General features: G+C 42.9%; 19 protein-coding genes. 10 read left to right on the top strand and 9 right to left on the bottom strand.

Features of this window, described 5'->3' with window-relative positions; translation table 11 throughout:
• Positions 1-168 precede the first annotated feature (168 nt).
• The 3 genes from AS29_RS04765 to AS29_RS04755 form a co-directional block, all read right to left on the bottom strand.
• The gene (locus AS29_RS04765; RefSeq protein ID WP_035409889.1) at positions 169-633 is read right to left on the bottom strand and encodes a TspO/MBR family protein; all 465 of its coding nucleotides are present in this window, start codon (positions 631-633) and stop codon (positions 169-171) included.
• A 373-nt stretch (positions 634-1006) separates the two neighbouring features.
• Positions 1007-1750 carry a TraR/DksA C4-type zinc finger protein gene (locus tag AS29_RS04760; RefSeq protein ID WP_035409887.1) on the bottom strand — a complete coding sequence of 248 codons (744 nt, stop codon included), beginning with the start codon at positions 1748-1750 and terminating at the stop codon, positions 1007-1009.
• A gap of 86 nt (positions 1751-1836) precedes the next feature.
• Positions 1837-2772 carry a 1,4-dihydroxy-2-naphthoate polyprenyltransferase gene (locus AS29_RS04755; protein ID WP_035409885.1) on the bottom strand — a complete coding sequence of 312 codons (936 nt, stop codon included), beginning with the start codon at positions 2770-2772 and terminating at the stop codon, positions 1837-1839.
• Between the two features lie 247 nt (positions 2773-3019).
• Between AS29_RS04755 and AS29_RS04750 the strand changes: the two genes are divergently transcribed.
• The 7 genes from AS29_RS04750 (at position 3020) to AS29_RS21270 (ending at position 10762) form a co-directional block, all read left to right on the top strand.
• Positions 3020-4432 (top strand): isochorismate synthase, encoded by a 1413-nt coding sequence (locus AS29_RS04750; RefSeq protein ID WP_035409883.1) that lies wholly within the window; start codon positions 3020-3022, stop codon positions 4430-4432.
• Entirely contained in the window at positions 4419-6170 is a 1752-nt protein-coding gene (gene menD / locus AS29_RS04745) for a 2-succinyl-5-enolpyruvyl-6-hydroxy-3-cyclohexene-1-carboxylic-acid synthase (RefSeq protein WP_035409881.1), read from the top strand. Before AS29_RS04750 ends, menD begins: the two co-directional genes overlap by 14 nt.
• Complete coding sequence (menH, locus tag AS29_RS04740; protein ID WP_035409878.1) at positions 6163-6966, top strand: 2-succinyl-6-hydroxy-2,4-cyclohexadiene-1-carboxylate synthase; 804 nt, start codon at positions 6163-6165, stop codon at positions 6964-6966. The genes menD and menH overlap by 8 nt, the downstream gene beginning before the upstream one ends.
• A 13-nt stretch (positions 6967-6979) precedes the next feature.
• Positions 6980-7798, top strand: a complete 819-nt coding sequence (gene menB / locus AS29_RS04735; RefSeq protein WP_035409875.1) for a 1,4-dihydroxy-2-naphthoyl-CoA synthase — start codon at positions 6980-6982, stop codon at positions 7796-7798.
• Between the two features lie 93 nt (positions 7799-7891).
• On the top strand, positions 7892-9352 hold the full coding sequence (locus AS29_RS04730; RefSeq protein WP_035409873.1) for an o-succinylbenzoate--CoA ligase: 1461 nt from the start codon (positions 7892-7894) through the stop codon (positions 9350-9352).
• Entirely contained in the window at positions 9349-10458 is a 1110-nt protein-coding gene (gene menC / locus AS29_RS04725) for an o-succinylbenzoate synthase (RefSeq protein WP_035409871.1), read from the top strand. Before AS29_RS04730 ends, menC begins: the two co-directional genes overlap by 4 nt.
• 130 nt (positions 10459-10588) lie before the next feature.
• The gene (locus AS29_RS21270; protein ID WP_156505869.1) at positions 10589-10762 is read left to right on the top strand and encodes a hypothetical protein; all 174 of its coding nucleotides are present in this window, start codon (positions 10589-10591) and stop codon (positions 10760-10762) included.
• 557 nt (positions 10763-11319) lie between these two features.
• Here AS29_RS21270 and AS29_RS04720 read toward each other — a convergent pair.
• The 3 genes from AS29_RS04720 to AS29_RS04710 form a co-directional block, all read right to left on the bottom strand.
• Positions 11320-11481 carry a DUF1540 domain-containing protein gene (locus tag AS29_RS04720; protein ID WP_066098953.1) on the bottom strand — a complete coding sequence of 54 codons (162 nt, stop codon included), beginning with the start codon at positions 11479-11481 and terminating at the stop codon, positions 11320-11322.
• A 65-nt stretch (positions 11482-11546) separates the two neighbouring features.
• Entirely contained in the window at positions 11547-12593 is a 1047-nt protein-coding gene (locus AS29_RS04715) for a cytochrome d ubiquinol oxidase subunit II (protein ID WP_035409869.1), read from the bottom strand.
• A gap of 35 nt (positions 12594-12628) precedes the next feature.
• Entirely contained in the window at positions 12629-13990 is a 1362-nt protein-coding gene (locus tag AS29_RS04710; RefSeq protein ID WP_051860765.1) for a cytochrome ubiquinol oxidase subunit I, read from the bottom strand.
• A 264-nt stretch (positions 13991-14254) separates the two neighbouring features.
• Between AS29_RS04710 and AS29_RS04705 the strand changes: the two genes are divergently transcribed.
• Complete coding sequence (locus AS29_RS04705; protein ID WP_051860764.1) at positions 14255-14902, top strand: pentapeptide repeat-containing protein; 648 nt, start codon at positions 14255-14257, stop codon at positions 14900-14902.
• 184 nt (positions 14903-15086) lie between these two features.
• The gene (locus AS29_RS04700; protein ID WP_035409867.1) at positions 15087-15344 is read left to right on the top strand and encodes a type B 50S ribosomal protein L31; all 258 of its coding nucleotides are present in this window, start codon (positions 15087-15089) and stop codon (positions 15342-15344) included.
• Positions 15345-15391: 47 nt separating this feature from the next.
• Here AS29_RS04700 and AS29_RS04695 read toward each other — a convergent pair whose 3' ends face one another.
• Positions 15392-17023: a M4 family metallopeptidase gene (locus AS29_RS04695; protein ID WP_035409865.1), complete on the bottom strand. Its 1632-nt coding sequence runs from the start codon at positions 17021-17023 to the stop codon at positions 15392-15394.
• Positions 17024-17646: 623 nt separating this feature from the next.
• Positions 17647-18621 carry a metal ABC transporter substrate-binding protein gene (locus AS29_RS04690; RefSeq protein WP_035409862.1) on the bottom strand — a complete coding sequence of 325 codons (975 nt, stop codon included), beginning with the start codon at positions 18619-18621 and terminating at the stop codon, positions 17647-17649.
• A gap of 388 nt (positions 18622-19009) precedes the next feature.
• Here AS29_RS04690 and AS29_RS04685 point away from each other — a divergent pair, with 388 nt between their 5' ends.
• Positions 19010-19570 carry a beta-class carbonic anhydrase gene (locus tag AS29_RS04685; RefSeq protein WP_035409979.1) on the top strand — a complete coding sequence of 187 codons (561 nt, stop codon included), beginning with the start codon at positions 19010-19012 and terminating at the stop codon, positions 19568-19570.
• Here AS29_RS04685 and yidD read toward each other — a convergent pair.
• A complete protein-coding gene (gene yidD, locus AS29_RS04680; RefSeq protein ID WP_035409860.1) occupies positions 19551-19790 on the bottom strand; it encodes a membrane protein insertion efficiency factor YidD in 240 nt (79 codons plus the stop codon). The genes AS29_RS04685 and yidD overlap by 20 nt on opposite strands.
• Between the last annotated feature and the right edge of the window lie 114 nt (positions 19791-19904).

The raw sequence follows: 19904 nt of genomic DNA, 5'->3' as shown, positions 1-19904 counted from the left end.
GAATTCTAAGAACCCCATTCTCCACAAAGCCCTTCCTAACAAGTACTGGAATCAACTTGGATTAAAACAATTAACGATTGTGGTTTCATAAACTTTCGAACCGCCGTATACGGATCCGTACGTACGGTGGTGTGAGAGGTCGGGGGTTAATCACCCCCTCCTACTCGATTATAAATTCATCGAGTAAAACATAAACGATAGGAAGGTGGCAAATGAAGTCCACAGCACATATGGAACAAGCAGAATACCCGCTATTTTTCGAATATTTAACGCAAAGACAGTTAAAATGATTGCAGAAATGGCAACAATGGCGCAGTCAATCGTCGCAAGACCAAGGTTTTTTTGACTGAACTGGAAAAAGCTGAACAATTGATTAGAGAGATAATTCACAATTAGTATGATCCAAAATGCAGGCTTAAGGTTGTTAAGTCCCCCTGCTTTTCGATCAATGATGGTAATTGAAGCCGCAATACAAGCGAAAAGAATTGACCAAATCATTCCGATTGTACCTCCGGCAGGTGTCCAAGCAGGTTTATTCAGCGCATCATACCAGCTTTGATCAATTTGAAACAAAAATCCGCTTATTAAAAATAAGGCATATGTAATAACAAAAATAAGTATGGATCGTACCATGGACGCTCCTCCTCGTTTAACTGATCATTTACCAAACCCCCGCTTCAACTCAGGATCTATGGTAAATGCTTAAAGGCGGACCTCGTTGAGAACCGCTGTATTTCTTTCTATTCACTTATGCTAGCGGTTTAAAACCTGTGGATAGGCTTAGAAAATGGGCGGTGTCCGGAAAATAAGGACTTAAAGCACCTTTCACATGGGATTGGCTTAGGCTGATTTCCGCTCCATCAGCTTAATCCATTATGGTTAAGTAAACAGAAAAATTCATTCATCAGAAACGAAAAACAAAACCCGGAGCGCTTCCGGGTTTCTGAATTATTCTCAGGGGAGCCTTTTAGCTCCTCTATCCTTCGCAGGAAACGAGACCCGGGTGTCAATCGGTATATCGTTCTTTTTCAGATGCAGGAAGGTCTCCAAAGGAGGTCATGATGCCTTCTTCGTCAAGGGCGTCCTCATATTTTTCATGTTCATCATTTGGATAGATGGTCACGTTTTTGCCTTCGATATCCGTTCCGGCAAAATTTTCGTAATCCTCTACATAACCTATAGGCTCGTCCGATTCAATGTATGCATCCTCATAATCCTCCATTGGATATTCAAAATCTGAAGGAGATTCCGACGACCCAAAGCTTGCTGTTTCCTGATACGCATCCTCTGCGTCAAATGCGACTGAATCTTTATCGTCAGAAGTGAATCTTCCAAATGGAGGAGACAGTACTTCTTCCTCAATGGGACGATCTGAGGATATGGACTGGTTGGGCGAGTGCTCTTTGCATGTAGTGGCAGATGGGATTGCTTCTAATCGTTCAGCTGGAATATCTGTGCCGCATATTTCACATTTTCCGTAAGTCCCTTTTTCAATCGCCATTAACGCCCGGTTAATGTCACTCAATTCCTCTTCTGCATGTTCATTTAAGGCAACATCTTTCTCACGCTCATACAGCTCAGTTCCTTCGTCTCCAGGGTGATTATCATAGCTGGATAGTTCACCCACTGTGTCATGCGGATGTCCGCTTTCAAGGCCAAAGTGACCGTTCTCGCCGAATCTTTGTTCAAGCTCTGTTTTCGCAGTCTGAAGTTGTTCCCGGAAGGCATTCAGCTGGTGATCGGTTAGCATAGCGGTTCTCCCTCCATACATTGTAATTTGGAATCCTGTACTTAGTATGAGCAAACTGCAAAAAAAAACACGGTCAAGGACCGTGTTTAGAATAGATAGCTGATAAATAGTCCGGCAGCAAGCAGCAGGCCAAACTGTGTATTGGTTTGTGCTGTAGCTACCATAGCGGGCATCATTTCCATTGGAAGACTTTTTCCTCTGAAAGCTTTAACAGCAAAGACTGACTTTGGCACACTCAGGAAGACAAGAAGACTCCAAAAAGATGCGGTCCCTGCAATAATAAAGGCAACAATAAAGATATAAGAGCAGATGAATAGCAGAGCAAGGAAATCAATTGCTTTTTTACGTCCCATTAAAATGGCCAGCGTTTTGCGTCCGTTTTCTTTATCGCCGTCCAAGTCCCTGATATTATTGGAAAGCAGAATGGCTCCAACCAATAAAGATACAGGCAATGAAATGAGAAATGCTTCCATGCTGATTGTTCCTGTTTGGATATAAAATGAAATTAAAATGATGACGACTCCCATAAAAAGACCAGCTGTCAGTTCTCCAAACGGTGTATAGGCAATAGGCAGAGGCCCGCCTGTATAAAGATAGCCTGCAATCATGCATAGCGTACCAATAGCAGCAATCCACCAGCTGGATTGGAAGCAGATATAAATGCCGAGTAAGGTTGATATCCCGAAAAAGGCAAAAGCTAAATTAAGAACAGTTTTCGGCTTAACACCATTCCGGACAATTGCTCCTCCAATTCCTACGGAGTTTTCGTTATCAAGGCCCCTTTTGTAATCGAAATACTCATTAAACATATTAGTGGCTGCCTGAATGAGTACTGAGGCTGCGAGCATTGATAAAAACAGCCAAATGTTAAATGATCCTTCCTTCATGGCCATTACGGTTCCAATCGCTACCGGAATAAAGGCTGCCGTTAAGGTGTGAGGCCGTAAAAGCATCCACCAAATCCGCCAATTTTTATCAGGTTCTATGGAAGGAGCTGAATGCGGTTGTGTATCAGGGTGCATTTCTCTTCTCTCCTTTAGTTCACAATAGAAGACAATCTTCTTCAACTATAAGTGTAGTTAAATAGACACTTACTGTCAATGAATCCTTACTGTCATTGCTTCTCAAGGGTTTCCGATTTATTCGGATTCCAAAACGTATTATAATAAGGATAAGAAGCAGAATATGCCTGTTTCATTCTATTGACACACCCTTTATGCGGGTGTATGTTAGAAAAAGCGATTTTTACGGATTACGGGGGTATGCAAGGTGATTACCACAATGCGCAAAACATTCAGGGAGACTTTAGCCTTAGCTGTTGATGATGCCAAACAGGGGCAGCAGGTTATCGTCAGCCGAACCATTCCTGTACCACATATAAACCCCCTTCATTTTTTTGCTGCAGCGGAAGATCTTTATTCAGGCGAGAGAACATTCTGGATGTCGCCTAATTCAGATGAGACGATGGTTGGAGCGGGAAATGAATGGATTATAGATACAGCTGAACAGTCCAATGCAAGATTTACGGAGATTGAAACCGAATGGAAGCGCTTTAAAAAATATACAGATTCGTCAAATTCTGATAAGGGCCCGATCTTAATGGGCGGATTTTCCTTTGATCCTTTTAAAAATGAGAACCATCTCTGGGAGCCTTATAAAGAAGGCAGGTTTGTTCTTCCGAGTTTTTTAGGTGTATGGAAAAAAGGCCAGAAACCTGAGGTCACAATTGCAAAGGTGATCCTGCCTAATGAAACAGTGGAAGAGGCAGAGGCTGACTTCACTGAACGGGCCTTGTATGTAAAGAAACTTTGCCGCGGTAAAATTACAGCTGGCAGCACTCCTGCGCCATTCGAAATGAATGAGCACCATACAGAAGAATGGCTCGCTTCTATTACAAAGGCGACAGAATCCATTCGTAATGGAGAACTTGATAAGGTTGTCCTTGCAAGAGACATTACCCTTGATTCTGAAACGCCGATTGATGTCCAGGGAGCCCTGAAAACACTGATTAATGAGCAGCAATCCTCTTTCCGGTTTATTTTTGAAAACGGCAGCTCAAGCTTTATTGGAGCTACACCGGAGAGGCTTGTGCAAATAAAAGATCAGCACGTCCGTTCTGCATGTCTTGCCGGAACAATAAAACGCGGGTCATCAGATAAAGAGGATCAGCTGCTTGAGCGTGAACTGCTTGAGGATCAAAAAAACCTGGAAGAACATGCATATGTCGTAAAAATGATAAGAGAAGCTCTTCTTAATCATTGCTCTGATCTTCAATGTCCAAATGGACCGGGAATTTATAAAACCAAAAATGTTCAGCATTTATATACACCGATCGAAGGAGTATTGAATAACCAATCATCGCTCCTTGATATCGTTAAACACCTGCATCCAACCCCGGCACTTGGCGGTTTGCCTCAGGAAAAAGCAATGAGCATGATCAGAGAAATTGAACCGATGCACCGCGGGTGGTATGCCGCGCCGATTGGATGGCTTGACACAGAAGGAAATGGCGAGTTTGCTGTTGCGATCCGCTCAAGTCTTGTGAAGGCAAATTCCGCTGTTTTATATGCAGGGTGCGGAATTGTTAAAGATTCAAATCCGAAGATGGAATATGAAGAGACAAAAATGAAGCTAAGGCCGATGCTTTCAGCTTTAGGAGGCCTGAAATATGACAGGACGTGATTCTTTAACCCGTTATGCTGCAGGATTTATTGATGAGCTTGCAGCACAGGGGATAACCGATGCCGTAATCAGCCCGGGCTCAAGATCAACGCCCTTTGCCATTCTGCTTGCAGAGCACCCTGAAGTAAGGACTCATCTCCAAATTGATGAGAGATCCGCCGGTTTTTATGCTCTGGGAATGGCAAAGCGCCTGCAGCGGCCCGTTGCTTTATTGTGCACATCCGGTACAGCTGCTGCCAATTACTTTCCTGCAGTGGTAGAAGCTCACTATTCAAATGTTCCTTTAGTCGTGCTGACTGCAGATCGTCCGCATGAATTGAGAGATGTTGGAGCTCCTCAAGCCATTAATCAAAATGAACTGTACGGAAGCTATGTCAAATGGTTTACCGATGCAGCAATCCCAGAGGATCAGCCCTTTATGCACCGCTATGCCAGAACTCTCGCGGCACGGGCATACAGCCAGTCAGCAGCCGTACCAATGGGACCGGTTCATCTGAATTTTCCATTCAGAGAGCCCCTCATTCCTAATCTCGGACTTCCATTCCTGTGGCGGGAAGAAGGAACGAGAGAAAAGCATGCTCGTAAAGGACAGACAGTCTCGATGGCTGCCGGCTCAGAAATTAAAAGGCTGATGGAGTCACTGAGCGGTGTGGAAAAGGGAATGATTGTATGCGGGGAAATTCATGGGCAAGAATACAAGGAGGCGGTGGCAGCTCTTGCATCAGCGACGGGATTTCCGGTGCTTGCAGACCCGCTTTCCAATATGAGGACAGGTCCTCATTCGAAAGACATGATTATTGAGAATTATGATTCCATATTAAAAGATGAAGCATTAAGAGAGAGGCTAAAGCCAGAAGCGGTCATCCGGCTGGGGGCCATGCCTGTTTCTAAGCCGCTGTTTCTTATGCTCAGAGATTCACCTGAAATTTATCAAATTGTCGTTGACCAAAACGGCAAGTGGCGCGATCCTACTTTAGCAGCTGCAGAAATGTTTTCTGTTGATGAAGCGGCCTTTTGCCGAGAGCTTACAGCCGAAATCAGCATAAGAAAAAATAATGAGTATGCTTTGGCGTGGAAGCATGCCAATCAAATTTACAGAAATCATCTGCCTTTACTTGACGAGGGCGGCGATTTATTTGAAGGAAAAGCATTCCTCAAGCTGATGGAGCTTATGCCGGATGATTCCCAGCTATTTGTAGGAAACAGTATGCCCATACGGGATGCTGATACGTATTTTGGAGTAACAGATAAGAATATTACCCTCTACGCCAATAGAGGGGCCAACGGGATTGATGGAGTCGTTTCCTCAAGCCTGGGAGTGGCGGCAGCTTCTAAATCTCCTACCGTTCTTGTCATTGGAGACTTATCCTTTTATCACGATTTAAATGGTCTTTTGGGAGCTAAATTGAATGATCTGTCTTTGACTATTGTCTTGCTGAATAACGATGGCGGAGGAATTTTTTCATTCCTGCCCCAATCTGCCGAAGAAAAGCATTTTGAGCAATTATTCGGTACACCTATTGGCCTGGACTATGGAAAAGCGGCTCAATTATATGGAGCAGAATATTCTCTTATTCACAGTTGGGAAGAATTCGCGTCAGTTTTTAAAACGTCTGCGGGACAAAAAGGTATCCGGATTATTGAGGTTCCTACAAACCGCAAAACACGTGTCAAAATACATCGTGATTTGCTGCAATTTGTTTCCCAGGAAATAATGAAAGATGTAAGCTATGATTAAAACAATCAGAGGTGTGAGCTATCATTTCCAAGTCATCGGTGAGGGTTCTCCTCTTTTGCTCCTGCATGGATTTACAGGTGCAGTCAGCGACTGGGAAGAAATGATCCCAGTACTCACAGGCAGGAAACTCATTCTAATTGATTTAATCGGTCATGGGAAGACGGAGGCACCTGCTGAAGAAGCACGCTATACAATGGACGAAGTATGCAAGGATCTAGCTGTTATTTTAGATGAGCTGGATATTAACAAAGCAGCTGTTGCCGGCTATTCAATGGGTGGCCGCACAGCATTGAACTTTTCCATGCTGTTTCCGGAAAGAGTGTCACATTTGATTCTTGAAAGTGCCTCTCCGGGTCTTAAGACGCTTGAGGAGAGAACAAGGCGAATAAACAGCGACAGACTTTTAGCAGAAAAAATAACAACAGGCGGGGTTGCTTCATTTGTTGATGCATGGGAAAAGCTGCCGCTGTTTTCAAGTCAGGCAGCTCTTCCGCAAGAAAAAATACGGGCTATTCGGGAACAGCGTCTTTCAAATACCACGATAGGACTTGCCAACAGTCTCCGGGGGATGGGTACGGGTATTCAGTATAGCTGGTGGGGACAACTACACCAATGCCTTCTTCCCGTCCTTATACTGGCTGGAGAGCTTGATGCCAAGTTTTGCAAAATAGGAAGAGAAATGGACGAACTGTTCGAAAATAGCCAGTATATAGAAGTAAATGATGCAGGCCATGCAATCCATGTGGAACAACCCAAGATTTTTGGTACAATAGTAAATGGGTTTCTAAAACAATAGGGAGGTTTTCAGAATGTCATTTGAATGGGTAGCAGAACGTAAGTATGAAGATATTCTTTATGAAACGTACAATGGAATTGCAAAAATCACCATTAACCGCCCGGAAGTACATAACGCATTCCGTCCAAAAACGGTAATGGAGCTTATTGATGCTTTTGCTTATGCAAGAGATGACTCCAATGTGGGAGTTATAATCCTGACAGGTGCCGGTGAAAAAGCCTTCTGTTCAGGCGGAGACCAAAAAGTACGCGGCCATGGCGGTTATGTAGGCGAAGACCAAATCCCTCGTCTGAATGTTCTTGACCTGCAAAGACTGATCCGTGTTATTCCTAAACCGGTTATCGCAATGGTAGCAGGCTATGCAATAGGAGGAGGACATGTTCTTCATATCGTCTGTGATTTGACGATTGCAGCGGATAATGCCGTATTTGGACAAACAGGACCTAAAGTGGGAAGCTTTGATGCCGGATACGGTTCAGGCTATCTTGCACGAATCGTAGGCCATAAAAAAGCCCGTGAAATTTGGTTCCTTTGCCGTCAATACAGTGCACAGGAAGCATTGGATATGGGACTTGTTAATACCGTAGTACCACTTGAACAGCTTGAAAAAGAAACCGTTCAATGGTGTGAGGAAATTCTTGAAAAGAGCCCGACTGCTATCCGCTTCCTTAAAGCTGCATTTAACGCAGATACAGATGGTCTTGCAGGAATTCAGCAATTTGCCGGTGATGCCACTCTTTTATATTACACAACGGATGAAGCGAAAGAAGGAAGAGATGCGTTTAAAGAAAAACGCGATCCTGATTTCAAGCAATTCCCTCGTTTTCCTTAAACCGAAGCTTTACAGGCAGCCCTTAACCGGCTGCCTGTCTTTGTATTAAAAGCTTGGTTAGTTTGGATAACCATTAAGAGAGGAGGCAGAACCATGGAAACAACGACTATGCCGAACTGGCTGAAGCAGCGGGCGTATATGACACCTGAGAGGATTGCTTTAGAGACAGCGGAAGAATCCTTAACTTTTTTAGAGCTGCATGAAGAAGTGCTGGGAAGGGCTGGCGCTTTAGAGGGCCTTGGAATCCAGAAGGGCGATCATATTGCCATTCTGATGGGGAACAGTGCAGAAATGGTTAAAATTATTCATGCAGTGTTTTATTGCGGGGCAACTGCAGTCCTTTTAAATACAAGGCTTACAGAAGAAGAATGGGAGTATCAGTTTCTCGATTCGAAAGCAAAACTCATCATTGCATCTCCGGAATATTATGACCGCGTACCAGTAAATGAAAATAAAAAATTATCCTTAATGGACGCCGTACGTTTATTACAAAAACCTGCAGTCTACGAGGAAGAATACGATTTAAATCAAACTGCAGTCATTATGTACACTTCCGGTACGACAGGAAAACCGAAAGGGGTCATGCAAACGTTCGGCAATCACTATTGGAGCGCCGTTGGTTCTGCACTAAACCTTGGTTTGCATACGGAAGACAAATGGCTGGCAGCAGTGCCTTTGTTTCATATAAGCGGGCTTTCTATTTTGTTCAGAAGTGTTATTTACGGAATGACCGTTAGCCTCCATGAGCGTTTTGATGCCGAAACCATTAACCAATCCATCATCCATAATAAAACCAGTATTATTTCAGTGGTGAGTACGATGCTTGACGGGATGCTGGAAAACCTTAAGGAGCGTTCCTATCCAAAAACATTCCGCTGCATGCTTTTAGGCGGGGGGCCAGCGCCTGCGTCCTTGCTGAATCAATGCAAAGAGAAGGACATTCCTGTCGTTCAAACCTATGGTATGACGGAAACCTCCTCACAGTTTGCAACACTCTCCATGGAAGATTCGCTTCGAAAATTAGGCTCTGCCGGAAAACCGCTTTTCCCGTGCCAAATAAAAATTGTGAAAGAATCCGGAGATGAAGCATGGACAAACGAGCCGGGTGAAATTATGGTTAAAGGCCCGAACGTCATGAAAGGATATTGGAACAAGCAAGAGGCTACAGCGAGAGCGCTTGAAAACGGCTGGCTTCATACGGGTGACATCGGGCGAATGGATGAGGATGGTTTCCTTTATGTTCTGGACAGGCGCTCAGATTTAATCATCTCAGGCGGCGAAAACATATATCCTGCAGAAATTGAGTCGGTGCTGATGGAGCATCCTTTGGTAAAGGAAGCAGGAGTTACAGGAGTTACAGACGAAAAATGGGGACAGGTTCCATACGCATTCGTAGTAGCATCAGAAAACCTGACTGCGAATGAACTGCTTCACTTCAGCGCTAAAAAATTGGCAAAATATAAAGTGCCCAAAGGGATTACATTTGTAAGCGAACTCCCGAGAAACGCCTCCCGCAAGCTTCAAAGACATGTATTGAAAGGGATGGTGCAATGATGAAAATTAAAAAAATAACCTTGCATCTGACGGAAATGAAGCTTGTTGAACCGTTTGAATCAAGTCTTGAAAGAGTAGAAAACAGGGAAAGCATGATCGTAGAAGTTCAAGACGAACAGGGCATAGCCGGATGGGGGGAGGGTGTCGCTTTTTCCTCTCCCTGGTATACAGAGGAAACGGTTAAGACGAGTGTGCATATGCTTGAAGATTTTCTGATTCCAATTTGTCTGAACACAGATTACTCCCACCCAAATGAAGTAAGTGCTTCCTTTTCAAGCTTGAAACGAAACCGGATGGCGAAGGCGGCTCTTGAAATGGCTTGCTGGGATCTGTATGGCAGGCAAACTGGGCAGTCCTTATCAAACCTATTGGGAGGAACGAAACGGCATATTGAAGCTGGTATCGTAATTGGGCTGGCCCCTTTAACAGAAATGCTTGCTTCAATAGAACGTGCACTTGCTTCCGGATATAAAAGATTCAAGGTGAAAATCAAGCCTGGAAGAGATATTGAATTAATCAGGGAAATTCGAAGGGTTTATCCTAATTTGCCATTGATGGCAGATGCGAACTCCTCCTATTCACTTGATCAGGCAGACCTGTTGAAAGCACTGGACGAATTTGAATTAATGATGATTGAACAGCCGTTAGCTGCGGATGATATCATTGACCATGCTGTTTTGCAAAGAAAAATCCAAACTCCGATCTGTCTTGATGAAAGTATTGAATCGGCAGATGACGCCAGAAAAGCAATAAACCTGGGCAGCTGCCAAATCATCAATATTAAACCAGGCAGGGTAGGAGGACTAGCTGAGACAAAAAAAATTCACGATATCTGCCAGGGACAGGGAATTCCAGTTTGGTGCGGAGGAATGCTTGAAACGGGAATTTCCAGAGCCCATAATATTGCCGCCGCGTCGCTTTCAAATTTCTCCATTCCAGGGGATATATCGTCCTCGTCAAGATATTGGCATGAAGACATCATTGTACCTGAAGTCATCGTAGAAAACGGAGAAATTATCGTTCCCGAAGGTCCAGGAATCGGATTTGAAGTAAACCGGCAGCTATTAAAAAAATATACAAAACAGATTTTTACGTTTTCTAAATAACCTCCTAAGCCGGGGTTATTATTTTTTTACAAGTAAAAACGCTAAATAAAGGAAGATAAAAGCAATATGCTGCTTTGCCCCAAGCCTTTTTCAGCGCTATACTTTCGTGGAAAGGAGGGATCCCTATTTTATGAATGCTTGTGCTGGATCCAGTGATCACGATCCGCTGAAAAGGAAAAGGTTTATAGCCGCCCTGCTGTTAAAACGCAATGTCTCCCCTGACACCGTCCAGGAGCTGACTCAGCTCTCCAAAGACGAAATTCAAGACCTGCTGCTTCAAGCCCAGCAAACTCTAACCCAATAACCCATCCAAAAGCGCTCATCTGTTGGCACCAGTACGATTTACTGGTGTTTTTTTGTTGGAATTCATCTTAAACAGCATTGCAGTCGAACCCAGGGCTTCACTCCTGAAACGATTTTACTTGCCGAACTTGAACGGATTTGAGATGTTAACGTCAATTTATCAGCGGATTAACGCGGGTTGGAAAGTTCCGGATAACGGGGGGAACCGTGGTGTGAACGGCTGAAATAATGGAAAGTCAGCAATTAACAGGGAAAAGTCAGCAATTAATAGGAAATAGTCAGCAATTAACAGGAGAAAGTCAGCAATTAACAGGAAATACTCAGCAATTAACGTAAAAAGTCAATAAATAATGCAGGTCGCAGATACCTCCTACTCTGTCTTAGCTGGAAAGCAGCGGGCAACCGCCGGAAACGGCACATGAACTTGATTCCACCCAAAATCTAGGACTTTCCAGCCAAAACAATTTTCCAGCCGAACTAGCCATTTTTACTTTGGTGAAGTCCCTCACTGTAGCCCGTTCCGCAATAAAAAACCCGGCCAAGTAAGGCCGGATTTACTCAAAGATCCTGCGGTTTAAATGTTTTGCAGTCTGTTTCTTCGCTATTGCTTGCGCGATCGCCTGCATGGCTGACTACATAGATGGCATCGGCCGTACAGTTGTTGCCTTGCCCCCAATAGGTGCAATTGTTTACTTCACATTGAATTTTTTGGTGGGACATAAGTTATTCCTCCTTCACTTTCCTTTTATTTTTTCACTTTGGCTCCAAGTGCATACCTGTTATCTTCAGGATTCATTTTCCTCTGCGGTTTTGGGGTTTTTCATAAATAAGTTCCAGAAGAAAATGAAGCCAGGGAATAGAATGGCAAACCCTACAATGTAGCTGATAAAAAGAGCATGAAATGTATTGGGATCAGTGAATCCTGCGTCGAGTGTAATATCCGGATAAATCATATATGGAAGATGGGCGCGTCCGTAGGCATAGCTCGCGAAAAAATATTGCAATAAAACAGCGACCATGGCGATTCTCGGTCTTCCCAGGGTGTTTCTGTTTTTGGATGGGATAAACAGAGCCGCACCTGCAAGTAAAAACATCACAACAGATCCAATTAGAGCCGGCAGGTATTCCATCATGTTACTGTAAATCCAATTCGCTTCAGTACGAAGCGTCAGCATGATAAGAAAAGCCATGACAAGTGAAATCGGGCCAGTAATCAGAGCGTCTCGCCGATAAACTTCATAGGCTTTTTCTTCTCCGGCAAGATTGCGTGAATAGTCGGCAAGCAGCAGGGATGAGAGAAATAAGGTGCTGCTTACGGCAAATCCTATAAAGGCGAAAACATTGGGACTTGTGAAAACCGTACCAATTTGAAGCTGGTGCACACCATCCACTACTTTGATGTACTTGCCGTGCGTAATAGGCAATATGGAAATCAATAGGGCTGGAATGATAAACCCGGAAATTCCTGAAATATAGGTTAAGGCACGTTCATAATCCTTTGCAATATGGGAGAAGACGAGAAAGCCGCTTCGGATTGCAAGAAGTAAGAGAATCATGCTTCCCGGTATGAGCAGGACGGTTCCAAGAATATAGGCTGCCCCCGGGAAAAAACTGAATACAGCCACGACTATGGCCACGATGAAAACATTTGTTACTTCCCATGTCGGGCTTAAATAGCGGTTTGCGATATTGGTTGCTTTTGTCTTTTTCTGATTTAAGTAAATCATCGACCAAAAGCCTGCGCCAAAGTCCATTGTTCCCATTACAGCATAGATAAAAATAAAACCCCAAAGGACTGTGATCGCGAGTAGTGCATCAGCGGATACGCCCATTTTGTGCTGCCTCCTTATGTAGTCGCTCCAGCGCTTTAATAAACATCTACACCATTTCCTTCACCGGAATTACCTTGAGCAGCCGCAAGATCTTTTTCAACGGTATTCCGCTTGAAGTAATAAAGAAGGACAAGAAGAACGGCGGTCCCTAATATGGCGTACACAACAGTAAAGCATAAAAACAGCGTTCCAATATTTCCGGATTTGGTCACGACCTCAGACGTTTTAAGCAATCGGTAGATCACCCACGGCTGACGGCCTGTACACGCAAAAATCCAGCCGAATTCGATGGAAAGAAGGGATAGGGGTCCGGCTGGAATGCAGACCCATAAAAACCATTTAGGGAAAGGCCTCTTTACGAATTTCTTCCACACAAGACCGAATAGTGAAAGTCCGATCAGTGCGCTGCCGATTAATACCATTGCGTTAAAAAGGGTGTGAACGAATAATGGAGGCCAATATTCCTCCGGGAAATCGTTAAGGCCTTTTACTTCTGTATCAAAGCTGTTGCCAGCAAGAAAACTCAGCGCCCAGGGGATTTCAATCCCATATTTTATTTCCTGCGCCTCTCTATCAGTGAATCCGCCTATTGCAAGCGGCGCATGGTCCTGGGTTTCAAACAAGCCTTCTGCAGCGGCTAGTTTTTCAGGCTGATACTCATGAAGCATTTGAGCCGATTCGTGCCCATTAATAGCAGTTAAAAAGGAGGACACGAGTCCAATTAGAAGGCTCATAATAAATGCCTTTCGGTGAAAGGTGAATAGCCGCTCGTTTTTTCTATTTTTCAGCATTTTATAGGCTGCAATTGTGGTGATCATAAAAGCACCGGTCATAAAGGCTGAAAACGCTACATGAGCAGCGGAAACAAGGAAGCTGGGATTAAAAAATGCCGCCCATGGATCAACGTCCACAATCTCTCCATTTTGAATTCTAAAGCCTGCAGGAGTCCCTTCGAAAGCATGAACATTCGTTATCAGAACGGCTGATGCTGTGGCGCCGAGAAAAATAAAAAATACACTAAGAAGTCTTGTTTTCGGTCCGATTCTGTCGTATGCGTAAACGTAGATGGACATGAACAGAGCTTCAATGAAAAATGCATAAATTTCGATTTGAAAAGGAAGGGACATGACTCGTCCAATTACCTCCATAAAGCCTGGCCATAAAAGCGTCAGCTGCGTTCCTGCAATAGTTCCGGTAGGAATTGCCACTCCAAGGAGAACAGCCTGACCCTTTGTCCAGCGCTTGGCCATAATCGAGTAATCAATATCCTTCGTACGCTGAAACATGATTTCAGCAAAAAAGATCATCAATGGAATTCCTACCCCGAGTGTTGCAAAGATAATATGAAATCCCATCGTCGTTCCAAAAAGAGAGCGAGCAAACACTAAATCTGTCATGACAATCCGCCTTTCCTATCTGATTTCCTTTCCTTATTATCCGCTTTTTACCAATCATTATTCGTGTTATCACTCTAGAAAAGCAGACAGCTGATATGGCTGGATTCATATAAAGCCAGACCTGAAAAACGGAGTACTTAAAGAATCGTCTCCTTCTGAGAACACAATGACTAACCAAAATAAAGACTTATATGAAAACCCCTTGCTATGGTATGTTTTCATTAATGTTTTTTAAAATTTTCCTTTGAAGGGTGCTAATGCTTCGTGACCTTAAATTTTAAAATGGAACGTCCAAAAATCCCAAAAGATCTTAAAGAGGGAAATTTTCAAGACGTATTTAATGATGAAGACCCATATATGTGCAACTGTCTGATTTCAAACACCGAGGCTGATTATGCGGAAATTGATAAATTAACTCTTTCCAAAGCAGTAATTAATCATGTCCGTCTGGTAAATGCTTCTTTTAAAAGAATTGATTTAACAGATGCTGTTTTTGAAAACTGTGATTTGTCCAATGTTGATTTAAGCGAGGGAAATCTAAACAGAGTCGTTTTTAAGGACTGCAAACTAATGGGGCTGAATGTTTCGGAGGCTAATCTCGGAAATGTAACCTTTGAAAACTGTCTGTTAAATTTGGCTGATTTTGTGGATGCCCGTTTAAAACACATTCAGTTTGAACGGTCATCTCTGCAAAATGTGAATTTTTACGATGCCAGATTTAATAAGATCATATTTGAACAATGTGATTTGAACCGCGCTGATTTTACTGGCACTGCTTTGAAAGGAATAGACATAAGCAGCTGTCATTATGATCAGCTGAGTGTAGAGCCGGGGAATTTGGAGGGCTGCGTCGTTTCTTCTGAGCAGGCAATCGGTTTTGCTGCGCTGCTGGGGCTGCGTATTAAAGAATAAGGATTGAGAGACGCTCTTCTATAAAAAGGCGTCTTCTTTTTGGGCTGCTGCAGGAAGCTGTGCTGCCTGATCATCAATCCTGTTCAGCTTGCCAAGTCAAAAAAGCTGCTTTATTGACACAGTCCCAGGCATTTGTTATTATTAAAACGTAAACATTACGATTTACAAGAAAGGGGTATTAAACATGAAACAAGCCATACATCCAAACTACCAAAAAGTCGTCTATATGGACGTGAATAGCGGATTTAAATTTTTAAGCGGCTCAACTAAAGGTTCCAATGAAACAATTGAGTGGGAGGACGGAAATACCTATCCGCTCATTAAAATGGAAACGACTGCAGATACTCATCCTTTCTATACTGGCAGACAGAAGTTTGCTGATAAAGGCGGCCGCGCCGATCGTTTTATGAAAAAATACAATATGCAAAAAGAAGAAGAATAAAAAAAGCCCGCTTCCAAGAATGGAAGCGGGCTTTCATATAGTACGGGTTAGTTGACGCCTACTTGTGTCCAAGCATTTGCAACGGCATTGTATGTGCTGCTTCCGCTGCCGTATAAATCTGCAGCAGATTGAAGAAGGGCTGCACGGGCATTGCTGAAGCTGCTTGTAGGAGTGAGGTATCTTGTTAATGCACGGTAGTAGATTTTTTCTGCTGCCGCTTTTCCAATGCTTTGATTTGTGTAGTAGAATGCTTTATTCGGAATTCCGCTGTTGGTATGAACCCCGCCATTATCAGAAGAAGTATATACATAGTTTGCGAAGTTGCTTGGCTGGCCATAAGCCTCCGGATTGGAAAGGCTTCTTAAAGCATCCCCGGATCTGCCAGGAGTGTAAACATCTTCACCCAATAGATAGTCAGCCGGATCAAGGAAATATCCGAATACATCCGACATGGATTCATTCAATGCACCAGACTGGTTTTGATATTGCAAGTTCGCTGTTCTTTCAGTCACAGCATGTGTAAGTTCATGGGCTACTACGTCCAACGATCCGGAAAGAGCAGTGAAGGTTGTGCCGTCGCCATCTCCGTAAACCATTTGGGCTCCGTTCCAGAATGCGTTGTTATAGCGGCTGCTATAGTGGACGGTCGAGCGGATTGTGCCGCCGTTGCCATCGAAGCTATTGCGCCCGTGTGTGTTGTAATAGTAATCATACACTTTTCCTGCATAGTAATGAGCATCTACGTCTGCACGCTGATTGGAAGCATTAAAAACGTTATCGCTGTCAACGGAGTAGGAACCAGGAAGGGCGGAACCGTTTCTCGCTGTGAACGTCTCGATTACCCCATTCATCGGTTTTGTTATGTCATACAGATAATAAGTATTGCTTGAAAAGTAAGTATTCAGGGATTTCGTATCTCCAAGCACCCCTGTCCCGGACCCGGTTGCATCTGCTACTGCATTGTAAGAATCAATAATTTCTCCTGTATTTGCATCAACGTAAATTTGCCAGTTGGCCCCGTATGGTTTAATGAATTGAAGCTGAACTTTATAAGCCAGGTGGAATTGATCGTTTTTCTTGTAAAGAACGAGCTCGCCTTTTTCATTTGAACTTTTCACATTGCTTTTCTTGACAGGACCTTGAGGAATGGACTGTTCTTCAGCTTCGGTTTCTTTTTTAGATAGATTAATAGATTTCCATGCCAAATCTGCAGCCTTAGATTTGGAGATTTTTGCTTTTGTACTCTTAACCTGTGCTTTAACATCATCATGCAAAGCACCGTTTGCAGCAGTTACTGTACCGTTTTTATCCGTATGAACAATGTATACAGCGCCATCCACCGGTACACCATTTACCGATTGAATGTATTTGTAGTGGGTAAATCCAAGTTCATCTTTTTCTTCGCTCAAGAGAGTCAGTTCATTGGAGGGATCGATCTTTATTGAGTTGTCTTGCTTAAGGAAGCTTCTTGCATCTGCTTCTTTTTGAACTTTAATAGAGGATTTAATACCGGCATGAAAAGATGGGCTGCCTTTGTCTTTCAGCCATTGCTTCTGGACAAGCTGTGCTTTCTCTTGAAAATTATTGTCTTTTGGACCAGTCAAAGCAGATGCAGACGGCAGGGCGGAGCCTAATGTTAATGCAGTACCAATAACTATTGCAGCAAACTTTTTGTTCAAACGAATTCCCCTCTCCAAATATGAAATTGTGTATTACAAATAGAATAGTAGCACCATATGAAGGAAAAACATATCAAAAGTTTTCTAAAAATTCAAAATGATTAATAGGACTCATATAGCATTGATCATTATAGGGAATAGGATTCAAGCGGAAGATTATGTAACAAAATATAATTCTGCATATAAGAAAATATGAAAATTTTAAGAAAAAATCCTTTAGGAAATTGATTTTTTTATTGAAAAATCTTCTCAATTATATGCTTTAAAGCGAAAGTGAATCCGTTTTCTAATATAGTAATTTAGAAGAGGGGTAAATTCAGGATGAAATACGAGAGGATTTGCAAAGGGTAAAAGACCTATCATCCCTATGGGTTTACCGTTTTTAATCGACATTTATAGGCCGTTAACTGTGTCTTCAGATGGTTGCTTGCATAAGGAATTAATGGCAGATTACTCGTTTTTTCAATCGCAGGATGGAAGAGTCTGCTCATTTAAGTCAATATCGACACGGAGTATGCGTTTTCAATTGACATTGGAACCGTTATTTGGAGGACGGGAGTATAGTCGTAGCTATATTCGTTTAAAAAACCGCGAGGCCGGAAGGCGTCGCGGTTTAACTTTCATTATTCGGTCAATGCGATTTTCATGGTTTCTAAATTTTTTCTCATAAGACTGAAATAATCCTCACTGTTTTTTGCATCTTTTTCCGTTACGGATTCCAAATTACTTACAGTTAAAGGAGTTGCGCCAATTTCATTCTGCACAATCTCTGATAGCTTGCTGCTGATGTTTTTTTCGAAAATGACATGTTTGATCCCATGTGCTTTAGCATCCTTAATAATGGCGCTGATTTGCTTTTGGGAGGGCTCATCTGATGCTGATAAGCCCATTACACTAATTTGCTCAATCCCATAGCGTTCCTGCCAGTAGCCATATGCTGCATGGGAAACGAGAATTTCTTTTTTATCCGTTTTAGAAAGGGTATCCTTGTATTCCTTGTCCAATTTCTCAAGGTCTGCTTTTAATGCTGCGAAATTCTTCTCAAAGGTTTCTTTGCCTTCAGGGTGTTTTTTAACGAGTGCATTCTTAATGTTTTCGCCCATCTGGATGGAGCGGATTGGATCAAGCCAAACATGCGGATCGGTATCTCCATGTTCATGTCCTTCATGCGCGGCTTCCTCCGAATGTTCATCATGGCCTGCTTCTCCTTCATGAGAATGAGCTGCACTTTTAGCGAGCTCAATGCCTTCTGCTGCCTTAACGATTTCAACATCCTCATTCTTTAGTGTCTCAGCCGCTTTATCAGCAAACCCTTCAATGCCTGCTCCTGTGTAAATAAAAGCATCGCCCTCTGCAATTTTAACCATGGTTTTAGTGGAGGGTTCAAAGGAATGTGCATCCGTGTTAGGGGGATACACACTCTCAACTTCCACTAAATTGCCGCCAATTTTTTTTGTGAAATCTTCAAGGGGGAAAATCGTCGTATATATTTTCAATTTGCCATTCTTCGCCTCGTTCGTCTCACCACTCGATGAACAACCCGCCAGTGATGAGGCCGCAGCGAGCAGCAAAATTAAAGCAAAAACTATTTTTCTCATTGTGTTTCTCCTCTCGAAATAAAACAGTTCCTAATATCCTTCGCCATTATATCGTAAAGGTTACGATTTGAGAACCGGCAATAGCTAGAAATTTAGTAAATATCGTCACTTTTCTACTAGAACGCTTTTTTGAAGTAAAACAAGGCTGACGAAACGCAAGGTCCTGCAGGTTCGAGTCCTCATGCAATTGGCGCTGCCTGCCGCTAAGGATAAACGAGCATCCGAAAAAAATATGACAGCAGAAAAAATCGCTCTTGCAGTCCGTTCGTCAAATGCAGGGAGTTCGCATTTTAATCATTTTAGTATCAAACGTGATATATGAAATAGACATGATTGCAATGGTATATGCTATATTGGATGTGATATGAATGCAAAGGAGCAGATGACAGTGAAGATACTTGATAACATTTTAGAACACAACCAGACATTCGTCGAAACCAAACAATATGAAAAATTTGAAACAAGCAAATTTCCTGATAAGAAGCTCGTAATTCTTACATGTATGGATACAAGGCTGGTGGAGCTTCTTCCAAATGCCATGAACTTTAGAAACGGCGATGTGAAGATTGTAAAAAGTGCAGGGGCTATAGTGGCGAATCCGTTTGGAAGTATTATGAGGAGTCTGCTGGTTGCTGTGTATGAGCTTGGGGCTGAAGAAATATGTGTTGTCGGTCATCATGACTGCGGGATGAGCAAACTGAATGCAGCGTCCTTCCTGGAGAAAACCAAAAAACGAGGCATCTCTCAAGAAAAAATTGATCTGCTTCGCTACTCTGGCTTAGATTTAGATAAATGGCTTCAGGGCTTTGATAAAGTACAGGATAGTGTTTTACATAGTGTAGATGTAATAAAAAATCATCCCCTGCTTCCGGCCGATGTTAGGGTTCATGGACTGGTGATTGACCCTGGAACGGGCAAGCTTGATTTGATTACAAATGGGTATGAGTAGATTTTTTCTTCTCTGGAACCGGATCAAACCCGCCTGGATGCATAGGATTGCATTTAAGAATTCTTAAGGCTGTCAGCCAGCTTCCTTTTATAGCTCCGTGCTTTTGAATGGCCTCTAAACCGTAATTTGAGCAGGTAGGGTAAAAACGGCAAGAAGGCGGAGTCAATGGAGAGATAAATTTTTGATAAAATCGAATGAGCTTCAAAAACAATGTTTTCATGATACGCCTCCCTTTATTAATGATAAGAACGCGTAAACGCCGTACCTTAATGTTATAAATTTACGCCATGGGGAATAAAAAAGCAAAGAACAGAAAAAAACACCAAAGCCAATT

Origin of the sequence: Bacillus sp. SJS, from assembly GCF_000732485.2 — a bacterium.
Taxonomy (GTDB): Bacteria; Bacillota; Bacilli; order Bacillales; family Bacillaceae; genus Metabacillus_B; species Metabacillus_B sediminis.
Note: the sequence above shows the minus strand (reverse complement) of the source record. Positions and strands in the feature narration are given on the sequence as shown.

Excerpts from the sequence above, each read along its gene's own strand:
- menH (WP_035409878.1), top strand. The coding sequence starts at position 6,163 with ATGATTAAAACAATCAGAGGTGTGAGCTATCATTTCCAAGTCATCGGT.
- AS29_RS21270 (WP_156505869.1), top strand. The coding sequence starts at position 10,589 with ATGAATGCTTGTGCTGGATCCAGTGATCACGATCCGCTGAAAAGGAAA.
- yidD (WP_035409860.1), bottom strand. The coding sequence starts at position 19,790 with ATGAAAACATTGTTTTTGAAGCTCATTCGATTTTATCAAAAATTTATC.
- AS29_RS04715 (WP_035409869.1), bottom strand. The coding sequence starts at position 12,593 with ATGGGCGTATCCGCTGATGCACTACTCGCGATCACAGTCCTTTGGGGT.
- AS29_RS04730 (WP_035409873.1), top strand. The coding sequence starts at position 7,892 with ATGGAAACAACGACTATGCCGAACTGGCTGAAGCAGCGGGCGTATATG.
- AS29_RS04765 (WP_035409889.1), bottom strand. The coding sequence starts at position 633 with ATGGTACGATCCATACTTATTTTTGTTATTACATATGCCTTATTTTTA.
- AS29_RS04720 (WP_066098953.1), bottom strand. The coding sequence starts at position 11,481 with ATGTCCCACCAAAAAATTCAATGTGAAGTAAACAATTGCACCTATTGG.
- AS29_RS04690 (WP_035409862.1), bottom strand. The coding sequence starts at position 18,621 with ATGAGAAAAATAGTTTTTGCTTTAATTTTGCTGCTCGCTGCGGCCTCA.
- AS29_RS04760 (WP_035409887.1), bottom strand. The coding sequence starts at position 1,750 with ATGCTAACCGATCACCAGCTGAATGCCTTCCGGGAACAACTTCAGACT.
- AS29_RS04710 (WP_051860765.1), bottom strand. The coding sequence starts at position 13,990 with ATGACAGATTTAGTGTTTGCTCGCTCTCTTTTTGGAACGACGATGGGA.
- AS29_RS04755 (WP_035409885.1), bottom strand. The coding sequence starts at position 2,772 with ATGCACCCTGATACACAACCGCATTCAGCTCCTTCCATAGAACCTGAT.
- menB (WP_035409875.1), top strand. The coding sequence starts at position 6,980 with ATGTCATTTGAATGGGTAGCAGAACGTAAGTATGAAGATATTCTTTAT.
- AS29_RS04700 (WP_035409867.1), top strand. The coding sequence starts at position 15,087 with ATGAAACAAGCCATACATCCAAACTACCAAAAAGTCGTCTATATGGAC.
- menD (WP_035409881.1), top strand. The coding sequence starts at position 4,419 with ATGACAGGACGTGATTCTTTAACCCGTTATGCTGCAGGATTTATTGAT.
- menC (WP_035409871.1), top strand. The coding sequence starts at position 9,349 with ATGATGAAAATTAAAAAAATAACCTTGCATCTGACGGAAATGAAGCTT.